The organism is Arcicella sp. GW822-FHT02H01, assembly GCF_058802005.1.
The window spans coordinates 1-16017 of the sequence record NZ_JBXANT010000001.1; the positions used below are offsets into that span (position 1 = coordinate 1).

Genomic DNA, 16017 nt, shown 5'->3' on the forward strand with positions numbered 1-16017 from the left:
ATGCATTCAACATCTCAACTTCAAGCAAGGCAAGTTTGGTCAAAGTGCCTTGAGATTATACATAATGATATCAACGAACAAAGTTTTAAAACTTGGTTTGAACCTATTATACCCCTGAATGTAAGTAATCAAACTCTTTCTATACAGGTACCAAGCCAATTTTTTTATGAATGGCTTGAGGAAAACTATATCCATGTACTCCGTAAGGCGATAGATTATACTTTAGGAAAAAATGGAATGCTTGAATACTCTATTATTGTTGACAAAGGAGACAAGAAAAATCCACCCATCGCTTATAATATTCCGAATCAAAAACCAACAGTTCCAGTTCCAGCGCAGCGTAAACCAGAACCTACTTTATACGAAAGTCCGTTTCAATTAAAAGATTTGGATTCGTTAGAACTAGATTCTTATTTAAATGAACACTATACCTTCGATAATTTCGTAGAAGGAGATTGCAATCGTTTGGGACGTTCGGCGGGCTTAGCAGTAGCCCAAAGACCCGGTGTTACGTCTTTCAATCCATTAATGATATATGGAAGTGTAGGATTGGGTAAAACACACTTGATTCAAGCGATTGGTAATTATATAAAAAATACACAAACCAATAAGTTTGTGCTATACGTTACTTCTGAAAAATTCTGTAATCAGTTTATCAATGCCATTAAAAATAATACGCTACAAGCATTCACCAACTTTTATATGCAGGTAGACTGTTTGATTATTGACGATGTACAGTTTTTGGCAGGGAAAGAAAAAACACAAGAATCTTTTTTCCATATTTTCAACCATTTACATCAGTCGGGCAAACAAATTATCATGTCGTCTGATAGGGCTCCTAGAGAATTGGCTGGTATGCAAGATCGTTTACTATCACGTTTTAAATGGGGATTAACAGCCGATGTACAACAGCCTGATTTTGAAACGAGGATTGCTATTTTACAGAAGAAGTTACAAGCTGATGGCATTTATATTGAAGACAAAGTAATAGAGTACTTGGCTCATAGTATTGATACAAACGTCCGTGAAATGGAAGGTGTTATCGTTTCATTGATGGCACATGCTTCGCTGAACCGTAAGGAAATTGATATGGATTTGGCTAGGACTACGCTAAAAAATATCGTAGTCGATAATGAAAAAGAAGTAACAGTAGATTCTATTTTGGATGCTGTGACAAGCCATTTTGACGTAAATATGTCAGATTTGAAAAGTAAAAGCCGAAAGAAAGAAACGGTTTTCCCTCGACAAATTGCCATGTATCTGATGAAGGAATTTACCAATTTACCTTTAAAGTCAATCGGTTATCATTTTGGTGGTAGAGACCATAGTACCGTAATCCATGCCGTTCAAACCATTAGCATTATGCTAGAGACGGATAAAGAGGTAGAGAAGACCATGCAGAAATTATATAAATATTTCAACCGAGTAAGAGTGAAAAACTAGGTATAAAACCAAGAAAAGCCCGAAGATAAAAGTGATTTTTCTTCGGGCTTTTTTGTGTATTGCCTTGTAAAGTTGTTTTCAACTTGTATTTTTGTTTTACTATTCAGCTCTTCAAATATAATCTTATGAAAAAAAAGATACTCTTTACCCTCTTATTAATAAGTACATTTTGTGTGAAATCTTTTGCCGAAGATATTGACCCAATTGAACTTATGCCGTTGAAGCATACAAACGTGGTGATTGATAACCCGAAAGGAAAACTAAAAATCAAATTTGTCTTAAATGATTATAGAGATACTGGCGATACAACCAAGCCCAAAAGTTTGTTTGCCAAACTTAAAAATATTGTAAACGGACTATTAGATGCCTCTGACAACCCACCTTTTAAAGTGCAGATAGTAAGAGAAAAGAAAAATTAAAAGGGTTGAGTTTTTAAAACTCAACCCTTTTAATTTTTTATGACAAGGCAAATTTGATAGCGCCAGTAATACTTAGAATCGTGAAAAATGAAATAATATATAAGAAAAACAAGATAAACGATTTGAAAATAGTTTTCACTACTCTTTGTCGGTAAACTACTTTCAAGGCCACTATAAAATAGAGGGCAAAGCCGAACATCGTTGCCGTAAGAGCTTGTCGCCAATATCCTAAAAATATACCCCCTCCTACAAAAATAACAATCATCAGAAACATCACGCTATGAATATGTATCGAAAAGATAAGGTGTTCATAATAATAGCGGGTATGCCCTTCATTAATTCTTGGTATTCCTTGATATTTCCTTATTTTTCTAAATCGAATCAAATACAATACCCAATCCCACAGGTAACGCAAAATCCTAAAAGGATAAGTAAAAAAGCTATGAGTACGTGTACTATAAATGACTTTTAATAAATAAGCCACAATAGGCATCAGGATAAACATCATTACTGAAAATACCCCGATACCAAAATGAGTGATTTCTCGGATTGCCTCTTCTGCATCGTTTTCAAAGGCTAACTCATAGTGTGTAACATTTCTTAAAAAGCCTCTTTCCAGTGGTTTTAGCCCCATGATGTTCATTTCATGTCCTTTTTTCTCTCTGATAACAAGCAAACTATCCAATTCTCTATCAGACATCTTAAGAAGCCTTTCTTTGTAAGCTTTGTTTTCAAGGTTTCCATCACTTCCTTTAATCGTAATGACAGTATCTTGAAAATAATAGATAGGAATCTCAGCATTATTCTTCAAGGAATGTAGCCTTAAGGTATATTTTAGCTGATTTTTTGTACCGATTGTTTCAGTAAAATATTCATTCATTTCATTACTTACATCGGTTAGTTCTTGTGTATTGACACTGTCCAACACAATTTGTTTCTGAATCGCAATTAGCCTTTGGCGTTGTTTTATTTCAGGCAAGTTTTTGATTAATACTCTTAATGTATCGTCTTCTTGGATATTCATTTCATCCAAAATTTCGCTTACGTCAAGGTCAACAAAATCTATCCAACTATTCGTTTGATTTTTTAGTTCTTTCGTTTGTTCGTCTAATTCCTCTAGGTCTTCAATATCACTTTTTATGCTATCATAACTTTGTTGAGCTTCATACAAACCGTTGGTATCATTGGATGATTTAATGGCTTTTAGCTTTTGAGAAGCCGCTTTTAGTTTTTTCTTATTTTCTTTTTCGGCTTTACTTTTAGTATTAGATACTTCATTCACAAAACCATCAAAAGAGCCATCCTGTCCTTGTTCAATGGCCCTGTCTGCCATGATGCCTAAGAATAAAAAGAAGACAGCAGAGGCTAGAAAATACAGACGGATAGGAGGGATGTAGCGCCCTCTGCGTCCTTCAAGGAAATCTTTCGTGATTTTACCTGGATAAAGAAAAATAGACCGTAGTGTATTGAATAATTTAGTGTCGAGATGAGTAAACCCTTCGATTACTTCAAATAATAAGTGACCGACGGGTACTTTCAAATCATGGTTTTCTTGGCCACAATTTGGACAAAAATTATCTTCAGGTCTTAATAATGTATGACAATTATGACAAATTTCTACTTTCCTACGTTTTTTGTGTTCAGACATTCTTATGGGTATTACGAAGCCAGATTTAGATTTTCTTTTGAAAGTAATAAAAAAAAGGTGAAAATCATTTGATTTTCACCTTTTTAATGCAAAAAACTATCTAGTTTCTGCTAAAAGTCCAATTTATTCTAATTCGCCATCATCAGCAATGTTAGGCTCTAGCGTATCAAGCAAGGCTTTCTCATCACCTTTGATTTTTTCCTTGATTTTGTTTTCAAGTTCTTCTAACAAATCAGGATTGTCTTTCAACATATCTTTCACGCCGTCACGTCCTTGACCTAAGCGGTTAGTACCATAACTGAACCATGAACCTGATTTTTTTACCACTTCCATGTCGACTGCTAAATCTAATACTTCACCAGCCTTAGAAATACCTTCGCCATACATAATGTCGAATTCAACTACTTTGAACGGAGGAGCTACTTTGTTTTTAACAACCTTTACACGCGTACGGTTACCGATTACATTGTCGCCATCTTTGATTTGACCAATTCTACGGATATCTAAACGTACTGATGCATAGAATTTCAAGGCATTACCACCCGTTGTTGTTTCAGGACTACCAAACATTACGCCGATTTTATCACGTAATTGGTTGATAAAAATACAGCAACAACCAGTTCTATTGATTACCCCAGTTAATTTACGCAATGCCTGAGACATCAAACGAGCTTGAAGCCCCATTTTAGAATCACCCATATCGCCTTCAAGTTCAGCCTTAGGAACAAGGGCTGCCACAGAGTCAATCACACAAATATCAATCGCACCAGATGAAATCAATTGTTCAGCAATTTCTAAAGCTTGTTCACCGCTATCAGGCTGTGAAATCAATAAATTAGCCGTATCAATTCCTAATTTTTCAGCATAAGCTTTATCAAAAGCGTGTTCAGCATCAATAAAAGCTGCTAAGCCACCTGCTTTTTGAGCTTCTGCAATACAGTGCATCGTTAAAGTAGTTTTACCCGAAGATTCTGGTCCGTAGATTTCGATTACTCTTCCACGGGGTACGCCCCCTACACCAAGGGCTAAATCTAGTCCTAATGAACCTGTTGAAATGACAGGAACATCAAGTACTTTACTATCCGACAAACGCATTACTGTACCTTTGCCGTAAGCTTTGTCTAATTTTTCAAGCGTTGTTTGTAATGCTTTTAATTTTTCGTTGGCAGGATTTGTTGCCTCCGCTTGTTGTTTTGCCATGATGGATTTTAGGTTAAATTTTGGTTTTAATTCGGAAAATCAAGTTGCTCATTGAAATTTTATTAAAAACAACGTGCCATAGGGAATCAATGAAAAGATTTTGCTGTCATTGATAAGTAGAACTCAATACCCGAATTCAAAATTTTTATTGGTGAAATTACCAATTTTTCAGCAATTTAAAGTACTTTGCTAGCAAATGTTCAGACGATTTTTTCAAATAACTTTAGCCCTCTTTTTGTTTACAGCTCAGTATAGCTTTGCTCAGTTAAACAATACCCGCTTGGAGACTTTCCAGCACATCGATTCCACCAAAAATCAACAGCTTTATTTTCAATTCGATAGCTTCAGTTTCCTGAAGAATAATGAATATTTTGGAAAAATAGCAGACGGTTATACCCTTTTTGGGAATCAATTTTCGCCCAAACTTATTTATCAACCTGCCCCCAATGTTAGCATAGAAGCTGGGGTGTATGCTTGGAAAGATTTTGGGAATGATAAATTCACGGCAGTTCAGCCAATTTTTACTATCAAGGTTCAAAAAGATTCCTCACAGTTTTTATTTGGCAATTTGGATGGTCAATTGAATCATCATTTGGTCGAACCGATGACGAATTTTGAGCGAGTGATTTTGAACCGCCAAGAATTTGGTATCCAATACACCAAACGTACTTCAAAGACTTTTTTTGATAGCTGGATAGACTGGCAACAAATGATTTATAAGGGTTCTGATTTTCAAGAGAAAATCTTTGCAGGATTTTCTTGGAACAAGCGTTTGGTTCAACGAAAAAACTTTAGGCTATCTCTTCCTGTTCAATTGACTTTAATGCATCATGGTGGGCAAATAACGAGCGATAAAGATACCAATCAAGTAGTTACCTATACGAATGTTGCTCTTGGCATAGAAGCTGAATTGAAAACCAACGGTTTTATTCAAAGCATAAAAACGCAGAACTACTGGCTAGGCTATCGTCAAAATTCCGGCTATAGTCCGTATTTTTCAGATGGTTCGGGTATTTATTTGAATATATTAGCCGAAACCAAGGTGATGAATTTGATGTTGAGCTACTGGCAGTCAAATGGTTATAGTTCAGAAATGGGCGGAGATTTGTACCAGTCTATTGGAAGAATTTACAGAAACCCCAATCAATTAGAAAAAGAACGTAAGCTATTATTCTTTAGGTTTATGAAAGATTGGAAGTTGATTGATAACCTATGGCTAACATTCAGATTTGAGCCTTATCTGGATTTAAACAATCATTCTTTTGAACATTCCGAAGGTTTATTTTTAACCTATCGACAAGGTTTTAAACTTAAATAGTAAATGCAAAATAAACTTTATTTTATAATTTTGCATTATTCATTAAACATATATAAAACTAAGAAAATGAAAAAGTTAATACTAGTATTATCATTAATGGCAGGAGCATTTACCATTAATGCGCAAAGTAAATTTGGAGAAGAAATTACAGAAGAAGGTGCAATATCGACGACTGAATTAGTGAAGAAAGCAGAAAATAATGAACAAATTGCGGCCAAAGTTTCGGGCGTTGTTGAATCTGTTTGTCAAGTAAAAGGATGTTGGATGAAAGTGAAATTAGATGATGGACAAACGATGCGTGTTACCTTCAAAGACTATGGCTTTTTTGTACCAAAAGATATTGCTGGTAAGACAGTGGTGATAGATGGCACAGCTAAAGTAAAAACTACTTCGGTGATTGATTTAAAACATTATGCAGAAGATGCTGGAAAAAGTAAAGACGAAATTGCTAAAATCAAGAAACCAGAAAAAGCTTTAGGTTTTGTAGCTACTGGTGTAATTGTGAAGTAAGAGAGCTTTGAGTTGTCAGTAATGAGCTGTGAGCGATGAGTTTAAAGTGTTGTTTTAACTCTAAAAATAAAGTGGTTTGTTTGTGGAGGAAAATTAAATGGCATCATGAAAAAAGTAATCACTAAATCGCTCATTCACTAAATCACTCAATAACAAAAAAAGTCTCAGAGAGAATTCTCTCTGAGACTTTTTTTGTTAGAATCTTAATATAAAATCCTGTTTAGGTTGATTTTTTCTAAAAAAAACTAAACCAATAAAAAACAAGTCTATTGTAATCATCACGCTCTGATGTGCCTTGATGTATTGCCAAGCTTCCTGCATTTCTTCTGACCAATGGATGTCATCAAAGATAAAAAGCGAAGATTCGTGTGCCTTTTCTAAACATATTTCAAAATACTTGACTGTGGGTTCATAACGATGATTGGCATCAAAGAAAGCAAAATCAAGTCTTTCAATTTTAGAGATTTGTTCAGTCAGCGTTTCATCCAAATTCCCAACTACAATTTCTATATTATTGGCTTCTAATGCATCGAAATTCTCTTGGGCAATTTTTGCGGTAGTTGGGCATCCCTCAAACGTAATTATTTTGGCATCTTGCTTGGCCTTGGACTCATACAGTGTGGTGACACCTAATGAAGTTCCTAAATCGAAAATTACCTTTGGCTCAAGATGTTGAATAAGCCTGAAAATTAATTTACCAAATTTTGATGGCTTTTCTGCACTTTTAGCAATTTGCTTAATTTGCCTAGATGTTGATTTATGTATTTTAGAACCAGCTCCAAAATCAGTGATTTCGATTACAGTCGCATTTTTCAATAAACGTTTACGCAAATCTTCAATAGCTGTAAAATATGGTGACTTAAACTTTTTAGCGAGAATAATTTGTGTGTAAAGTTGAAAAACAAAGGGCGAATGAATAGCGTGCTCGTTTTTTGAAGCAAGTAAATATTGAAAATATCTTTTAAACAAAATTAACAAGGTTATGGATGTATAATTTTTGACTAGAAATAAATTGAACCTTAAAAGAACTGGTTATTGAAAATTTCATATTGCTAGTGCGTAAGCATTTAATGAAATTCCACTGTTTGAGCGGAGCGAGTTTGGAATTTCTTGATTTTCTTTTGTTACTTTTCTTGTATCAAGACAAGAAAAGTAAGGTCTTACGGAAAGAATCATTATTTCTTGGATATAAACTAAATCAAAAAAATAAAAGGTTGTCTCAATTCATTCTAAAAGGAGCAACCATCGTAAAGTCAGGAATGACAACATTAAAAAATTTGCCATCAAAAATACGCTCCATCTGATAAGTACCTGCCATTTTACCAAGCGAAGTATTTAAATTACATCCGCTTGTATATTCATAAGACTGACCCGGTTCTAAAGTAGGTTGTTGCCCTACTACACCTTCGCCCTCTACTTCACGCACAAGTCCGTTAGCATCATGAATATACCAATGACGACGCAAAAGTTTTACAGTATAATCGCTTCCATTATGAATTTTGATATGATATGAAAAAACAAAATTTCCTTGAAATGGATTAGAATATTCAGGTTGAAAGTGGGTCAAAACGCTTACCTTTACACCATTTGTGATAGCTGAGACCATTTTTTAAATTGGTTTTTTTACAATATATTTTACCGAAAATTACATTACATTGTCTGAAAAATCAACGTAATTGAGAAATTTATTAAAACCCATTGTACAATGAACGTAAAAATTGAAAATTCTTGGAAGGAAAAATTAAATCCAGAATTTGAAAAGCCTTATTTTAAGACCTTGGTTGACTTTGTTAAAAACGAGTATAACATCGGAACAGTATATCCACCTGGAAAACTTATTTTCAATGCTTTTGATAAATGTTCTTTTGAGAATACTAAAGTAGTCATTCTGGGGCAAGATCCTTACCATGGAGCTGGTCAAGCAATGGGACTTTCTTTCTCTGTAAATGATGGCATACCTGCTCCTCCGTCATTGATTAATATTTTTAAAGAAATAAAAGACGATTTAGGCATTCCAGTACCCAAGTCAGGTAATTTAGAGCGCTGGGCAAATCAAGGAGTATTGTTGTTGAATGCTACGCTAACTGTTCGGGCTTCACAGGCAGGGTCGCACCAACGAAAAGGGTGGGAAGTTTTTACCGATGCTGTCATTAAGTGTATTTCCGAAGAAAAAGAAGGCGTTGTTTTTATGCTGTGGGGAAAGTATGCACAGGATAAAGGAGCAATCATAAATGCTTCAAAACACTTAGTTTTAAAGTCTAAACATCCCTCGCCAATGGCTGCCAATTCGGGTGGTTGGTTTGGTAATAAGCATTTTTCTAAAGCTAACGAATATTTAGAAAGTAAAGGCTTATCTGGTATTCAATGGTAGTAAACTTAAAAAATAATCTCAGATGAAAAAAGTATTGTTAATTGCCGCAATTTTAGTGAGTCAGTTTTGTTTTGCACAGAATAAATTTGAAAATGAAATCAAAGCTTTTGAGAAAAGTGATTCAATTTCAATGCCAGCACCAAAGCAAATATTATTAGTCGGAAGTTCTTCCCTTCGCTTATGGACTACCTACAAAGAAGATTTAAAAGGCTATGCCGTTATTAACAGAGGCTTTGGTGGGTCTGTGATGAGTGATGCCAATGAGTATTTTAACAGAATTGTGGCTAAATATCAACCCAAACATATTTTAGTGTATGAAGGCGACAATGACTTAGCATCAGGAAAAAGCCCCGAAACAGTGTTTGAAGACTTTAAAATATTTGTTGAGAAAGCAAAAAAACAGTTACCTAAAGCTACTATTGCGTATATTTCAATTCGTCCAAGTATTGCTAGGGTAAAAATAGTAGACCAACAAAAAAAGGCAAATCAATTGATAGAAGACTATTGCAAAACAGCTAAAAAGCTTCATTTTATTGATGTACAAAAACACTATTATCTGCCGAATGGTGAATTGATGCAAGATGTATTTGTAGCCGACAACCTACATTTAAATGCAAAAGGCTACCAAATTTGGACAACTGCGATTAGAAAATACTTGGCAAAACATGTGAAGTGAGTATAGCTGTGAGTTGTAAGCCGTAAGATTGGAGCTTTACTGATTACCCACAAGTTTATAATTAATTGAAAATCAATATATTTATCCCTATTGAGGGACTTAAGTCCCTCGATAGGGATGAGGTCTTCAAGGCTTGGTTTTAAAAGCAATTTAAGCCCATTTTAACCAATTTTATCAATAATCCCATCTCCATTTCAACTTTTTAAAAGATGTGGGTAATCAGTAGGATTTGAGCTGTTCGCTAGTGCAGTTTAAAGTGTTGATATACTGTTTTATTTGTACTACAACGAAGTTTATTTTTAAATTGAAAATTATGAAATATTTCCTTTCAATGCTTTTGCTCATCGTAGCGCAATTTGCTTTTGGGCAAAATGTAACTATTTCGGGAAAAGTAGATAATGCCAAGGGCGATACGCTTACTTTAGTGTATGATGCTTTGATGTTAGGCGTTAAACCATCGGTGCAAAAAACAGTTTTGACAGGTGAAAACCGTTTTCAGTTCAAGTTAACAATTCCGCAAAATGCCATAATAACATTAAAAGTAAAGAAGCGAAGTATTGAATTGTTTGTAGGAAAAGGGAATCAGATTGAGCTTGAATTTGATGCCGAAGATGTGAATAAACCAATCATACTGAAGGGAGATAAGGCGTTAGAAAATAATTTTTTAACTAAATTCCATCATCAATTCAAGACTGACTTTACACCAGCATTAATGGTAAAAAAAGTAATGCAAGTACCTGTAGATGAGCTTGAAATGAATTTATTCGAATCAAAAAAAGCACAATCAGATTATTATAAATCATTTCCAGACCAAGTCAAATTTTCGGACGAATTCAAGCAATATATTGAAAATCAGATTCGATGGAATTATTGGGCTTATATATTAGCGTACCCTATCGAAAGAGGAAATGCCAATCAAGCCCAAGCACAGGTTTTATCATTGCCAAGCACGTTGTTAGAGGGATTAGACGAGAAAAAGATTCAGGATGAAACGGCCTTGCTTGCTTCTTCTTATCGTAGCTTTTTGGTTTATTATATCACTTATTTTAATACCAAGGCTCACGGCTTTCAGAAATATGCTGATGTAAATAAATCTATGGAAGACAAGCACCTTTTTGCTAGAGAACATTTGCCTGTAAAAGCTTATCAATTTTATTTAGCTTATTTATTAAACAGTCAGTGCCAATATTGCTTGCCTTCCGTTGTCCGAAACACCTTTGCTGCGTTAACGGCAACACCTAATTCAGAGCAATATGCCAATTTGATAAAAGAAAAATGTGGCGAAGTAATGAGCAAAAAAGACGAGGTAGTAAAAGCTAAAGAGGAGGACAATAAGTGGTTTAAAGCAATTACACCAGATGGTAAAGAATTATCATTGGCTAGTTTAAAAGGGAAAGTGGTTTACTTAGATTTTTGGGCTTCTTGGTGTGGGCCATGTCGTAAAGAATTCCCTTTTTCTAAACAGTTGCAGGAAAAGCTAAGCGAAAAACAACGCAAAGAAGTGGTGTTCTTATACATTTCTATCGACGAAGAAGAACAGAACTGGCGTAAAGCAATGAAAGAGTTGGATATTGAAAATCAAAAAAATATCTATTCAAAAGGAGGATGGGAGTCAGGTGCAGCCAAATTTTTCAAGTTGGAATCTATACCAAGGTATATGTTGATGGACAAAAAAGGGAATATCGTCGACAGTGATGCCAAACGCCCAAGTGACGCTAAAATTTTGTCGGATATTTTGAAGTTGGTGGGGGAGTAGGAAATTATGAATAGGGTATAATTGAGTAACTTTAAATATTAGTTATTAAGATTGTTTGAAACAATATGAGAATAAGAAAGAGTTAATCTTAAAATTATAAAACTTAAATACACATATTATGAATTTAAATATTGAAGAAAACTACCCTCAAGCTATTCAGAAATGGAAAGAAGAAATAGCAGACACTTATGATAGTTTTGCTAAGAATAAAGATTTTGATCTTGACCTTGACTTTTATGTATTCCAATCTTCGGTAAAGTTTGCACCACCTTTATTAATGATTGGTGCTAATCCTGGAGGGGGAAAATTATATGGTGAATTTAATAAATCTAACAATAGAGACAGAAGAACTGCAAATGATTTGGGTTATGATAGCAATCAATTTTTAGCGAATCAAGAATGGCATTCAAGGTCTTTATGTGATCTTTTTTCTGGAGAAAAGCTTTTGCCAATGTTTGAAAATGCTGTCATCACTAATGTTGCTTATTTTAATACGGCTAATTTTGTTGAATTAAAAAGAAGAAAAGGTGCGCGTGAAGCAATTAATTTTAGCAGAAAGTATAATAAGGAATTAATCAATATTTTACAACCTGAAAATATCATTCTTCTGGGAAAATATCCATTAGATGAATTGAGAATTTTTTTCGATGAACCAGAAATACCAATATTAAAGACAAGAGATGAAAAGACTATATTAATAAGGCAAACCTCAATAAATGGCATTCCAACATTTTGTATTCATCATCCTTCAAGAAATAAAAAATTTAATACTGGTGAAAATTTGGAAATTAAAAAGAAGAAGCTTGAAGAAGTACTAGGAAACTAAAAATAGTTAAGAGCAATTAAGAAACAAATTCTAACAGTTTCTAAATCAAACATTTTATGTTAAAAAGATATTCAGTTCTTATAGGAATAGTCATTTCACTATCACTACTCCTAATAGCTACCTTTTACTATCCGGGGGGCTCACTATTTGACAAAAACTCGATTGGTTATGATTGGAAAAGCAATTTCATCAGTAATCTTTTTGGGGAGAAAGCAGTGAATGGTTTAGACAACACAGCTCGTTTTTGGGCTATTGCAGGAATGATTTTTCTTTCCGCAAGTTTTGCGCTGTTCTTCATTGAATTCTCAAAGAAAATACCGAACAAAGGTGCTGCTAATGTCATTAAATACTGTGGAGCTATCGGTATGATATTTACTTTTTTAATAGCGACACCCTTGCATGATATAATGATTACTATCGCAAGTACAATGTTTCTTCTCAGTCTATTTTATATTACCGTTTTTATTTTCAAGTCGAAGCTACATTTATTCAAATACCTTTGTGTTATTTGTCTTCTTGTTTTTTATGGTACTTTATACCTTTTTGGCTCTGGGAATTTCCTGAGTTTTTTACCCATCATGCAAAAACTTACATTTGCTATTGCGATAATTTTAATATTAGGATTGGAACATTTTACCACAAAAGAAGATTTTGAGCATATCAAAGCAGATAAATAAATGTGGTAAGATTACTCATGGGATGACTTATCTAACCCTTTCTATTAGTTGGTGACTTAAGTCCTATTGATTACCTAAAGTTGAAATGAAGATGTAATTATTGATAAAATTGGTTCAAATAGGCTTAAATCGCCTTTCAAACCGAGCTTTGGTCGCCTCATGTCACAGCCTGACTACGTGAAGTTCTTATCTCTAGCGAGGGACTTAAGTCCCTCGCTAGAGATAAGAACTTGATTGTTAGTTATTTATATATTTGTGGGTAATCAGTAGGACTTAAGTCACCAGCTAAGAGAAAGGGTTGAATATTAACAATAATTACAATTCAAAACGTTTTCCTTGTTGTGGGAAAATAAGATTTAATCCTAACGTATTTTGTTCAGTTAATTGTTTTTTGATTTTAGCTTCGTTGATGGCAGGAGGTTTTAAATGAGTTATTATCACCTTAAAACCTTTCAAAGCTTCTTTCCCTGTTAAATCACTCAGTTTATTCATTTCTTTCATAATCCAGTTAGGTGTAAGATGTCCGAACAGCGATTTGTCAGGTTGTTCATTAGGAAACGATACTTCAATAAAAATACCTCTCAATTGTTTCTGTTGAATCAGTGGGGCAATTTCTTTCCAAAGTAAAGCCAATTTATCACTTTTTTCAACTTCATCTGGACCAGTATCGCCAAGGTATAAAGCATAATCGTTCTGGCTCTTGATTAAGAAAGCAGTACTTTCGTAAGGGTTAACATGGCTTAAAGATAAAGCCTTCACCGTCATTGAAGTATTCGTGATGTTACTTTCTTCGCCAACTTTTAATGTTTGGAAATGGTATTTTTTTATGAGGAATCCTTTGCCTTCATCACCAAAATTTGCCCAAGTTTGGTCATTAAAATAATGATTTTGCATCATTTGCATACATTTGTCGGTGGCATAAACTGTTTTGGAAGAATCCCCAGGAGAATTAATAATCAAGCCAGAAACGTGGTCTAAATGGGCATGTGAAATAAAATAGCCTTTGATGTATTTCCTTAATACTTCCGTAGCAGATACTTTAAATACTTTGTTTTGTACGGCTTTTTCTATACCTGCATACACTGTTCCAGCATCCAGACACACATAATCATTGGTAGCGATAGGAGCGAGCATATAAGCCGAAAGATTTCTTTCATCTGTTCCGCCTTTTACACCCAAGGGAACTATTTGAAAGGCCGAAGGCTGTTTTTGCTGAGCAAAAAGGTTGGCAGATAATAAAAGTAAAATAAATAATGAACGATAAGACATATTTGATGGAGTTGATGGTTTGTCGGAAATGTGAGAAATCAGTGCATAAAAATACCTCCTTCTTTTGAGAAAGAGGTATTTTGTAGATAAAGATTTTAAAAATTAAAGTATCTTATAAATATCTACTGAATCAATTTTATCCTTCAATTCCTTGATATTGATACTTGACTTAATAGCCGAATCTTTCTTTTTCTTTTTCGCTCCAAGTTCTTTTATTAAATCATCATAAACCATCTGTGCTGGGCGGTCGCCTACGGCTTCTATAATATTATTGGCTTTGGCTACGCTGATAGCTTGTTTTACTTGGTCGAAATAGCGGTTTTCTAAATCAAAATATTGGTCATGGATACCAATAAAACGATTACACAAAGCTTGCAAATAGTCTAGATTATTATTTACATGACGAACATCCAATTCTGTCTGCAACATATCGCTTAAGTTTATTTTGCCATCTTTCTGAACATACTTACTTTCAATATCGCCAATTCTTTTCTTTACATAATCTGTATTGAACTCATTAACCATATAATTGAAGTAGTCATCCAGTGTCTCTTCATTGCGCATATCTCTTGGATTATAGCCTACTTTATGCACATCCTTTTTGAATTTTTCCAATAAATCTAATTGGAGTGCTTCTAGTAAAGTAACAGTTTGAGAGCTAGAGTTTGTATTCGTTAAATTTGCTTTGTCTAAAGCATTATAAAAGCCAGTATATCGTTGTAATTCTTTTTCAAACTCACGAATTTTATCAAAATTCACCTGTTTGTCTTGTACACCCGCTGCATAGGCAACGTTTACAGCAGCCGTAGAAAGATTTACAGCTTGGGAAGCATAAGGAATTAGTCCTACGATGGGGCTATCTTTCAAGCTCTTCAAGACAGTCATGAAACGTTCGTTCTTTTCTTTTTTGGTGAAAATAGCTTTGTTTTGAGCCGTCTTCATGATTACCTCCTCAAAAGAAAATCCTAATGGTCCTTTTTCAACCGAACTAAGTTTTTTGATATAGCCTTGGTAGTCTTGGTTAATTACCTGTGATTTCAAATCGATAATATCATCACTTAAAATTTTATATACCTCCGCACTTTTTATCAAGTTAGTTCTAATTTTCTCCCATTTGGTCTTATCACTGAGCGATTGATTCTTAGAAATGTCCGACAGTGAACGACTTTGCATTTCTAAGCGGCTTTTTAGGTTTTCGTTTTCGCTTTGAAGCTTTCCTATGGTACCTTGAATATTTATAAATACAGAATCTGAGAAGACTTGCGAAAAACCCGTATTAATACAAATTAAATAGCCGATTAAACTTAATAAGATTGATTTTTTCATGGAATAATACAAATTGTTATTTTAGATATAACGCTTATATCTATTTAAATATTGGTTAAAGTTTTCACAAATTTTACATAAATCTGTTTGGTTCTGCAATAATTTTTGAAAACGGAATATTCTTTTTAGTAGGATGGATAGAAAGCATTTTTAATTATATAACGTTTTAAGACCATAAATGCATGCAGATGTTGTGTGATACTATTATTTGAATAGTAAAATTGTGAAGGCAAAATTTTATTTTCTAAAAAAAATGCAAAAAACATTTGCTAATACAAAACATTGGCGTACCTTTGTGAAAAATTAATACAAAAAACATCCGCACGTCTCTGTGTACGTTTCGTTGGATACGAAACAATTCTTCTCAGGAACTTTTTACAGTTCTAAGTCGGTCTCCCAGAGCTTTAACGGATGTTCGGGCATCATTAAAGCAATTATTTCAAATCAATTACAAATTATTAGTCTCAGGAACGAGTGGAGCATCAGGTCGATGCCCTCAATCTTCTTCATGTCGTTTGATAGGCTATACAAACAAAGGCAACGAAATCTTTGAATACCACATATCCCAAAGAAATTGG

General features: G+C 34.1%; 15 protein-coding genes. 9 read left to right on the forward strand and 6 right to left on the reverse strand.

Features of this window, described 5'->3' with window-relative positions; genetic code table 11:
- The gene (gene dnaA / locus AC1RNE_RS00005) at positions 1–1443 is read left to right on the forward strand and encodes a chromosomal replication initiator protein DnaA (protein WP_309920157.1); all 1443 of its coding nucleotides are present in this window, start codon (positions 1–3) and stop codon (positions 1441–1443) included.
- 125 nt (positions 1444–1568) lie between these two features.
- Entirely contained in the window at positions 1569–1862 is a 294-nt protein-coding gene (locus AC1RNE_RS00010; protein ID WP_492799014.1) for a hypothetical protein, read from the forward strand.
- Between the two features lie 37 nt (positions 1863–1899).
- Here the strand turns inward: AC1RNE_RS00010 and AC1RNE_RS00015 are convergent, their stop codons facing one another.
- Together AC1RNE_RS00015 and recA are read right to left on the reverse strand one after the other, a co-directional pair.
- Positions 1900–3510 (reverse strand): DUF3667 domain-containing protein, encoded by a 1611-nt coding sequence (locus AC1RNE_RS00015; RefSeq protein WP_492799015.1) that lies wholly within the window; start codon positions 3508–3510, stop codon positions 1900–1902.
- Positions 3511–3633: 123 nt separating this feature from the next.
- Positions 3634–4710, reverse strand: a complete 1077-nt coding sequence (gene recA, locus AC1RNE_RS00020) for a recombinase RecA (RefSeq protein ID WP_492799016.1) — start codon at positions 4708–4710, stop codon at positions 3634–3636.
- Positions 4711–4906: 196 nt separating this feature from the next.
- On the opposite strand from recA, the gene AC1RNE_RS00025 reads away from it, so the two are divergent.
- Positions 4907–6028, forward strand: a complete 1122-nt coding sequence (locus AC1RNE_RS00025; protein WP_492799017.1) for a lipid A deacylase — start codon at positions 4907–4909, stop codon at positions 6026–6028.
- 66 nt (positions 6029–6094) lie between these two features.
- The gene (locus tag AC1RNE_RS00030) at positions 6095–6538 is read left to right on the forward strand and encodes a DUF4920 domain-containing protein (RefSeq protein WP_492799018.1); all 444 of its coding nucleotides are present in this window, start codon (positions 6095–6097) and stop codon (positions 6536–6538) included.
- 195 nt (positions 6539–6733) lie between these two features.
- Here AC1RNE_RS00030 and AC1RNE_RS00035 read toward each other — a convergent pair whose 3' ends face one another.
- Positions 6734–7507 (reverse strand): O-methyltransferase, encoded by a 774-nt coding sequence (locus AC1RNE_RS00035; protein ID WP_492799019.1) that lies wholly within the window; start codon positions 7505–7507, stop codon positions 6734–6736.
- Positions 7508–7757: 250 nt separating this feature from the next.
- Positions 7758–8144 (reverse strand): Co2+/Mg2+ efflux protein ApaG, encoded by a 387-nt coding sequence (apaG, locus tag AC1RNE_RS00040; protein WP_309920139.1) that lies wholly within the window; start codon positions 8142–8144, stop codon positions 7758–7760.
- 99 nt (positions 8145–8243) lie between these two features.
- Between apaG and ung the strand changes: the two genes are divergently transcribed.
- The 5 genes from ung (at position 8244) to AC1RNE_RS00065 (ending at position 12844) form a co-directional block, all read left to right on the forward strand.
- Positions 8244–8909 (forward strand): uracil-DNA glycosylase, encoded by a 666-nt coding sequence (gene ung / locus AC1RNE_RS00045; protein ID WP_492799020.1) that lies wholly within the window; start codon positions 8244–8246, stop codon positions 8907–8909.
- A gap of 22 nt (positions 8910–8931) precedes the next feature.
- Positions 8932–9585 carry a GDSL-type esterase/lipase family protein gene (locus tag AC1RNE_RS00050; RefSeq protein ID WP_492799021.1) on the forward strand — a complete coding sequence of 218 codons (654 nt, stop codon included), beginning with the start codon at positions 8932–8934 and terminating at the stop codon, positions 9583–9585.
- Positions 9586–9898: 313 nt separating this feature from the next.
- Positions 9899–11341: a redoxin family protein gene (locus AC1RNE_RS00055; RefSeq protein ID WP_492799022.1), complete on the forward strand. Its 1443-nt coding sequence runs from the start codon at positions 9899–9901 to the stop codon at positions 11339–11341.
- 118 nt (positions 11342–11459) lie between these two features.
- Positions 11460–12167, forward strand: a complete 708-nt coding sequence (locus tag AC1RNE_RS00060) for a uracil-DNA glycosylase family protein (protein ID WP_492799023.1) — start codon at positions 11460–11462, stop codon at positions 12165–12167.
- A 56-nt stretch (positions 12168–12223) separates the two neighbouring features.
- Positions 12224–12844, forward strand: coding sequence for a hypothetical protein (locus tag AC1RNE_RS00065; RefSeq protein WP_492799024.1), 621 nt, complete (start codon positions 12224–12226; stop codon positions 12842–12844).
- A 315-nt stretch (positions 12845–13159) separates the two neighbouring features.
- Here the strand turns inward: AC1RNE_RS00065 and AC1RNE_RS00070 are convergent, their stop codons facing one another.
- A complete protein-coding gene (locus AC1RNE_RS00070) occupies positions 13160–14113 on the reverse strand; it encodes an MBL fold metallo-hydrolase (protein ID WP_492799025.1) in 954 nt (317 codons plus the stop codon).
- Between the two features lie 102 nt (positions 14114–14215).
- A complete protein-coding gene (locus AC1RNE_RS00075; protein ID WP_492799026.1) occupies positions 14216–15439 on the reverse strand; it encodes a hypothetical protein in 1224 nt (407 codons plus the stop codon).
- Positions 15440–16017: the final 578 nt, after the last annotated feature.

Excerpts from the sequence above, each read along its gene's own strand:
- dnaA (WP_309920157.1), top strand. The coding sequence starts at position 1 with ATGCATTCAACATCTCAACTTCAAGCAAGGCAAGTTTGGTCAAAGTGC.
- AC1RNE_RS00010 (WP_492799014.1), top strand. The coding sequence starts at position 1,569 with ATGAAAAAAAAGATACTCTTTACCCTCTTATTAATAAGTACATTTTGT.
- AC1RNE_RS00015 (WP_492799015.1), bottom strand. The coding sequence starts at position 3,510 with ATGTCTGAACACAAAAAACGTAGGAAAGTAGAAATTTGTCATAATTGT.
- recA (WP_492799016.1), bottom strand. The coding sequence starts at position 4,710 with ATGGCAAAACAACAAGCGGAGGCAACAAATCCTGCCAACGAAAAATTA.
- AC1RNE_RS00025 (WP_492799017.1), top strand. The coding sequence starts at position 4,907 with ATGTTCAGACGATTTTTTCAAATAACTTTAGCCCTCTTTTTGTTTACA.
- AC1RNE_RS00030 (WP_492799018.1), top strand. The coding sequence starts at position 6,095 with ATGAAAAAGTTAATACTAGTATTATCATTAATGGCAGGAGCATTTACC.
- apaG (WP_309920139.1), bottom strand. The coding sequence starts at position 8,144 with ATGGTCTCAGCTATCACAAATGGTGTAAAGGTAAGCGTTTTGACCCAC.
- ung (WP_492799020.1), top strand. The coding sequence starts at position 8,244 with ATGAACGTAAAAATTGAAAATTCTTGGAAGGAAAAATTAAATCCAGAA.
- AC1RNE_RS00050 (WP_492799021.1), top strand. The coding sequence starts at position 8,932 with ATGAAAAAAGTATTGTTAATTGCCGCAATTTTAGTGAGTCAGTTTTGT.
- AC1RNE_RS00055 (WP_492799022.1), top strand. The coding sequence starts at position 9,899 with ATGAAATATTTCCTTTCAATGCTTTTGCTCATCGTAGCGCAATTTGCT.
- AC1RNE_RS00060 (WP_492799023.1), top strand. The coding sequence starts at position 11,460 with ATGAATTTAAATATTGAAGAAAACTACCCTCAAGCTATTCAGAAATGG.
- AC1RNE_RS00065 (WP_492799024.1), top strand. The coding sequence starts at position 12,224 with ATGTTAAAAAGATATTCAGTTCTTATAGGAATAGTCATTTCACTATCA.
- AC1RNE_RS00070 (WP_492799025.1), bottom strand. The coding sequence starts at position 14,113 with ATGTCTTATCGTTCATTATTTATTTTACTTTTATTATCTGCCAACCTT.
- AC1RNE_RS00075 (WP_492799026.1), bottom strand. The coding sequence starts at position 15,439 with ATGAAAAAATCAATCTTATTAAGTTTAATCGGCTATTTAATTTGTATT.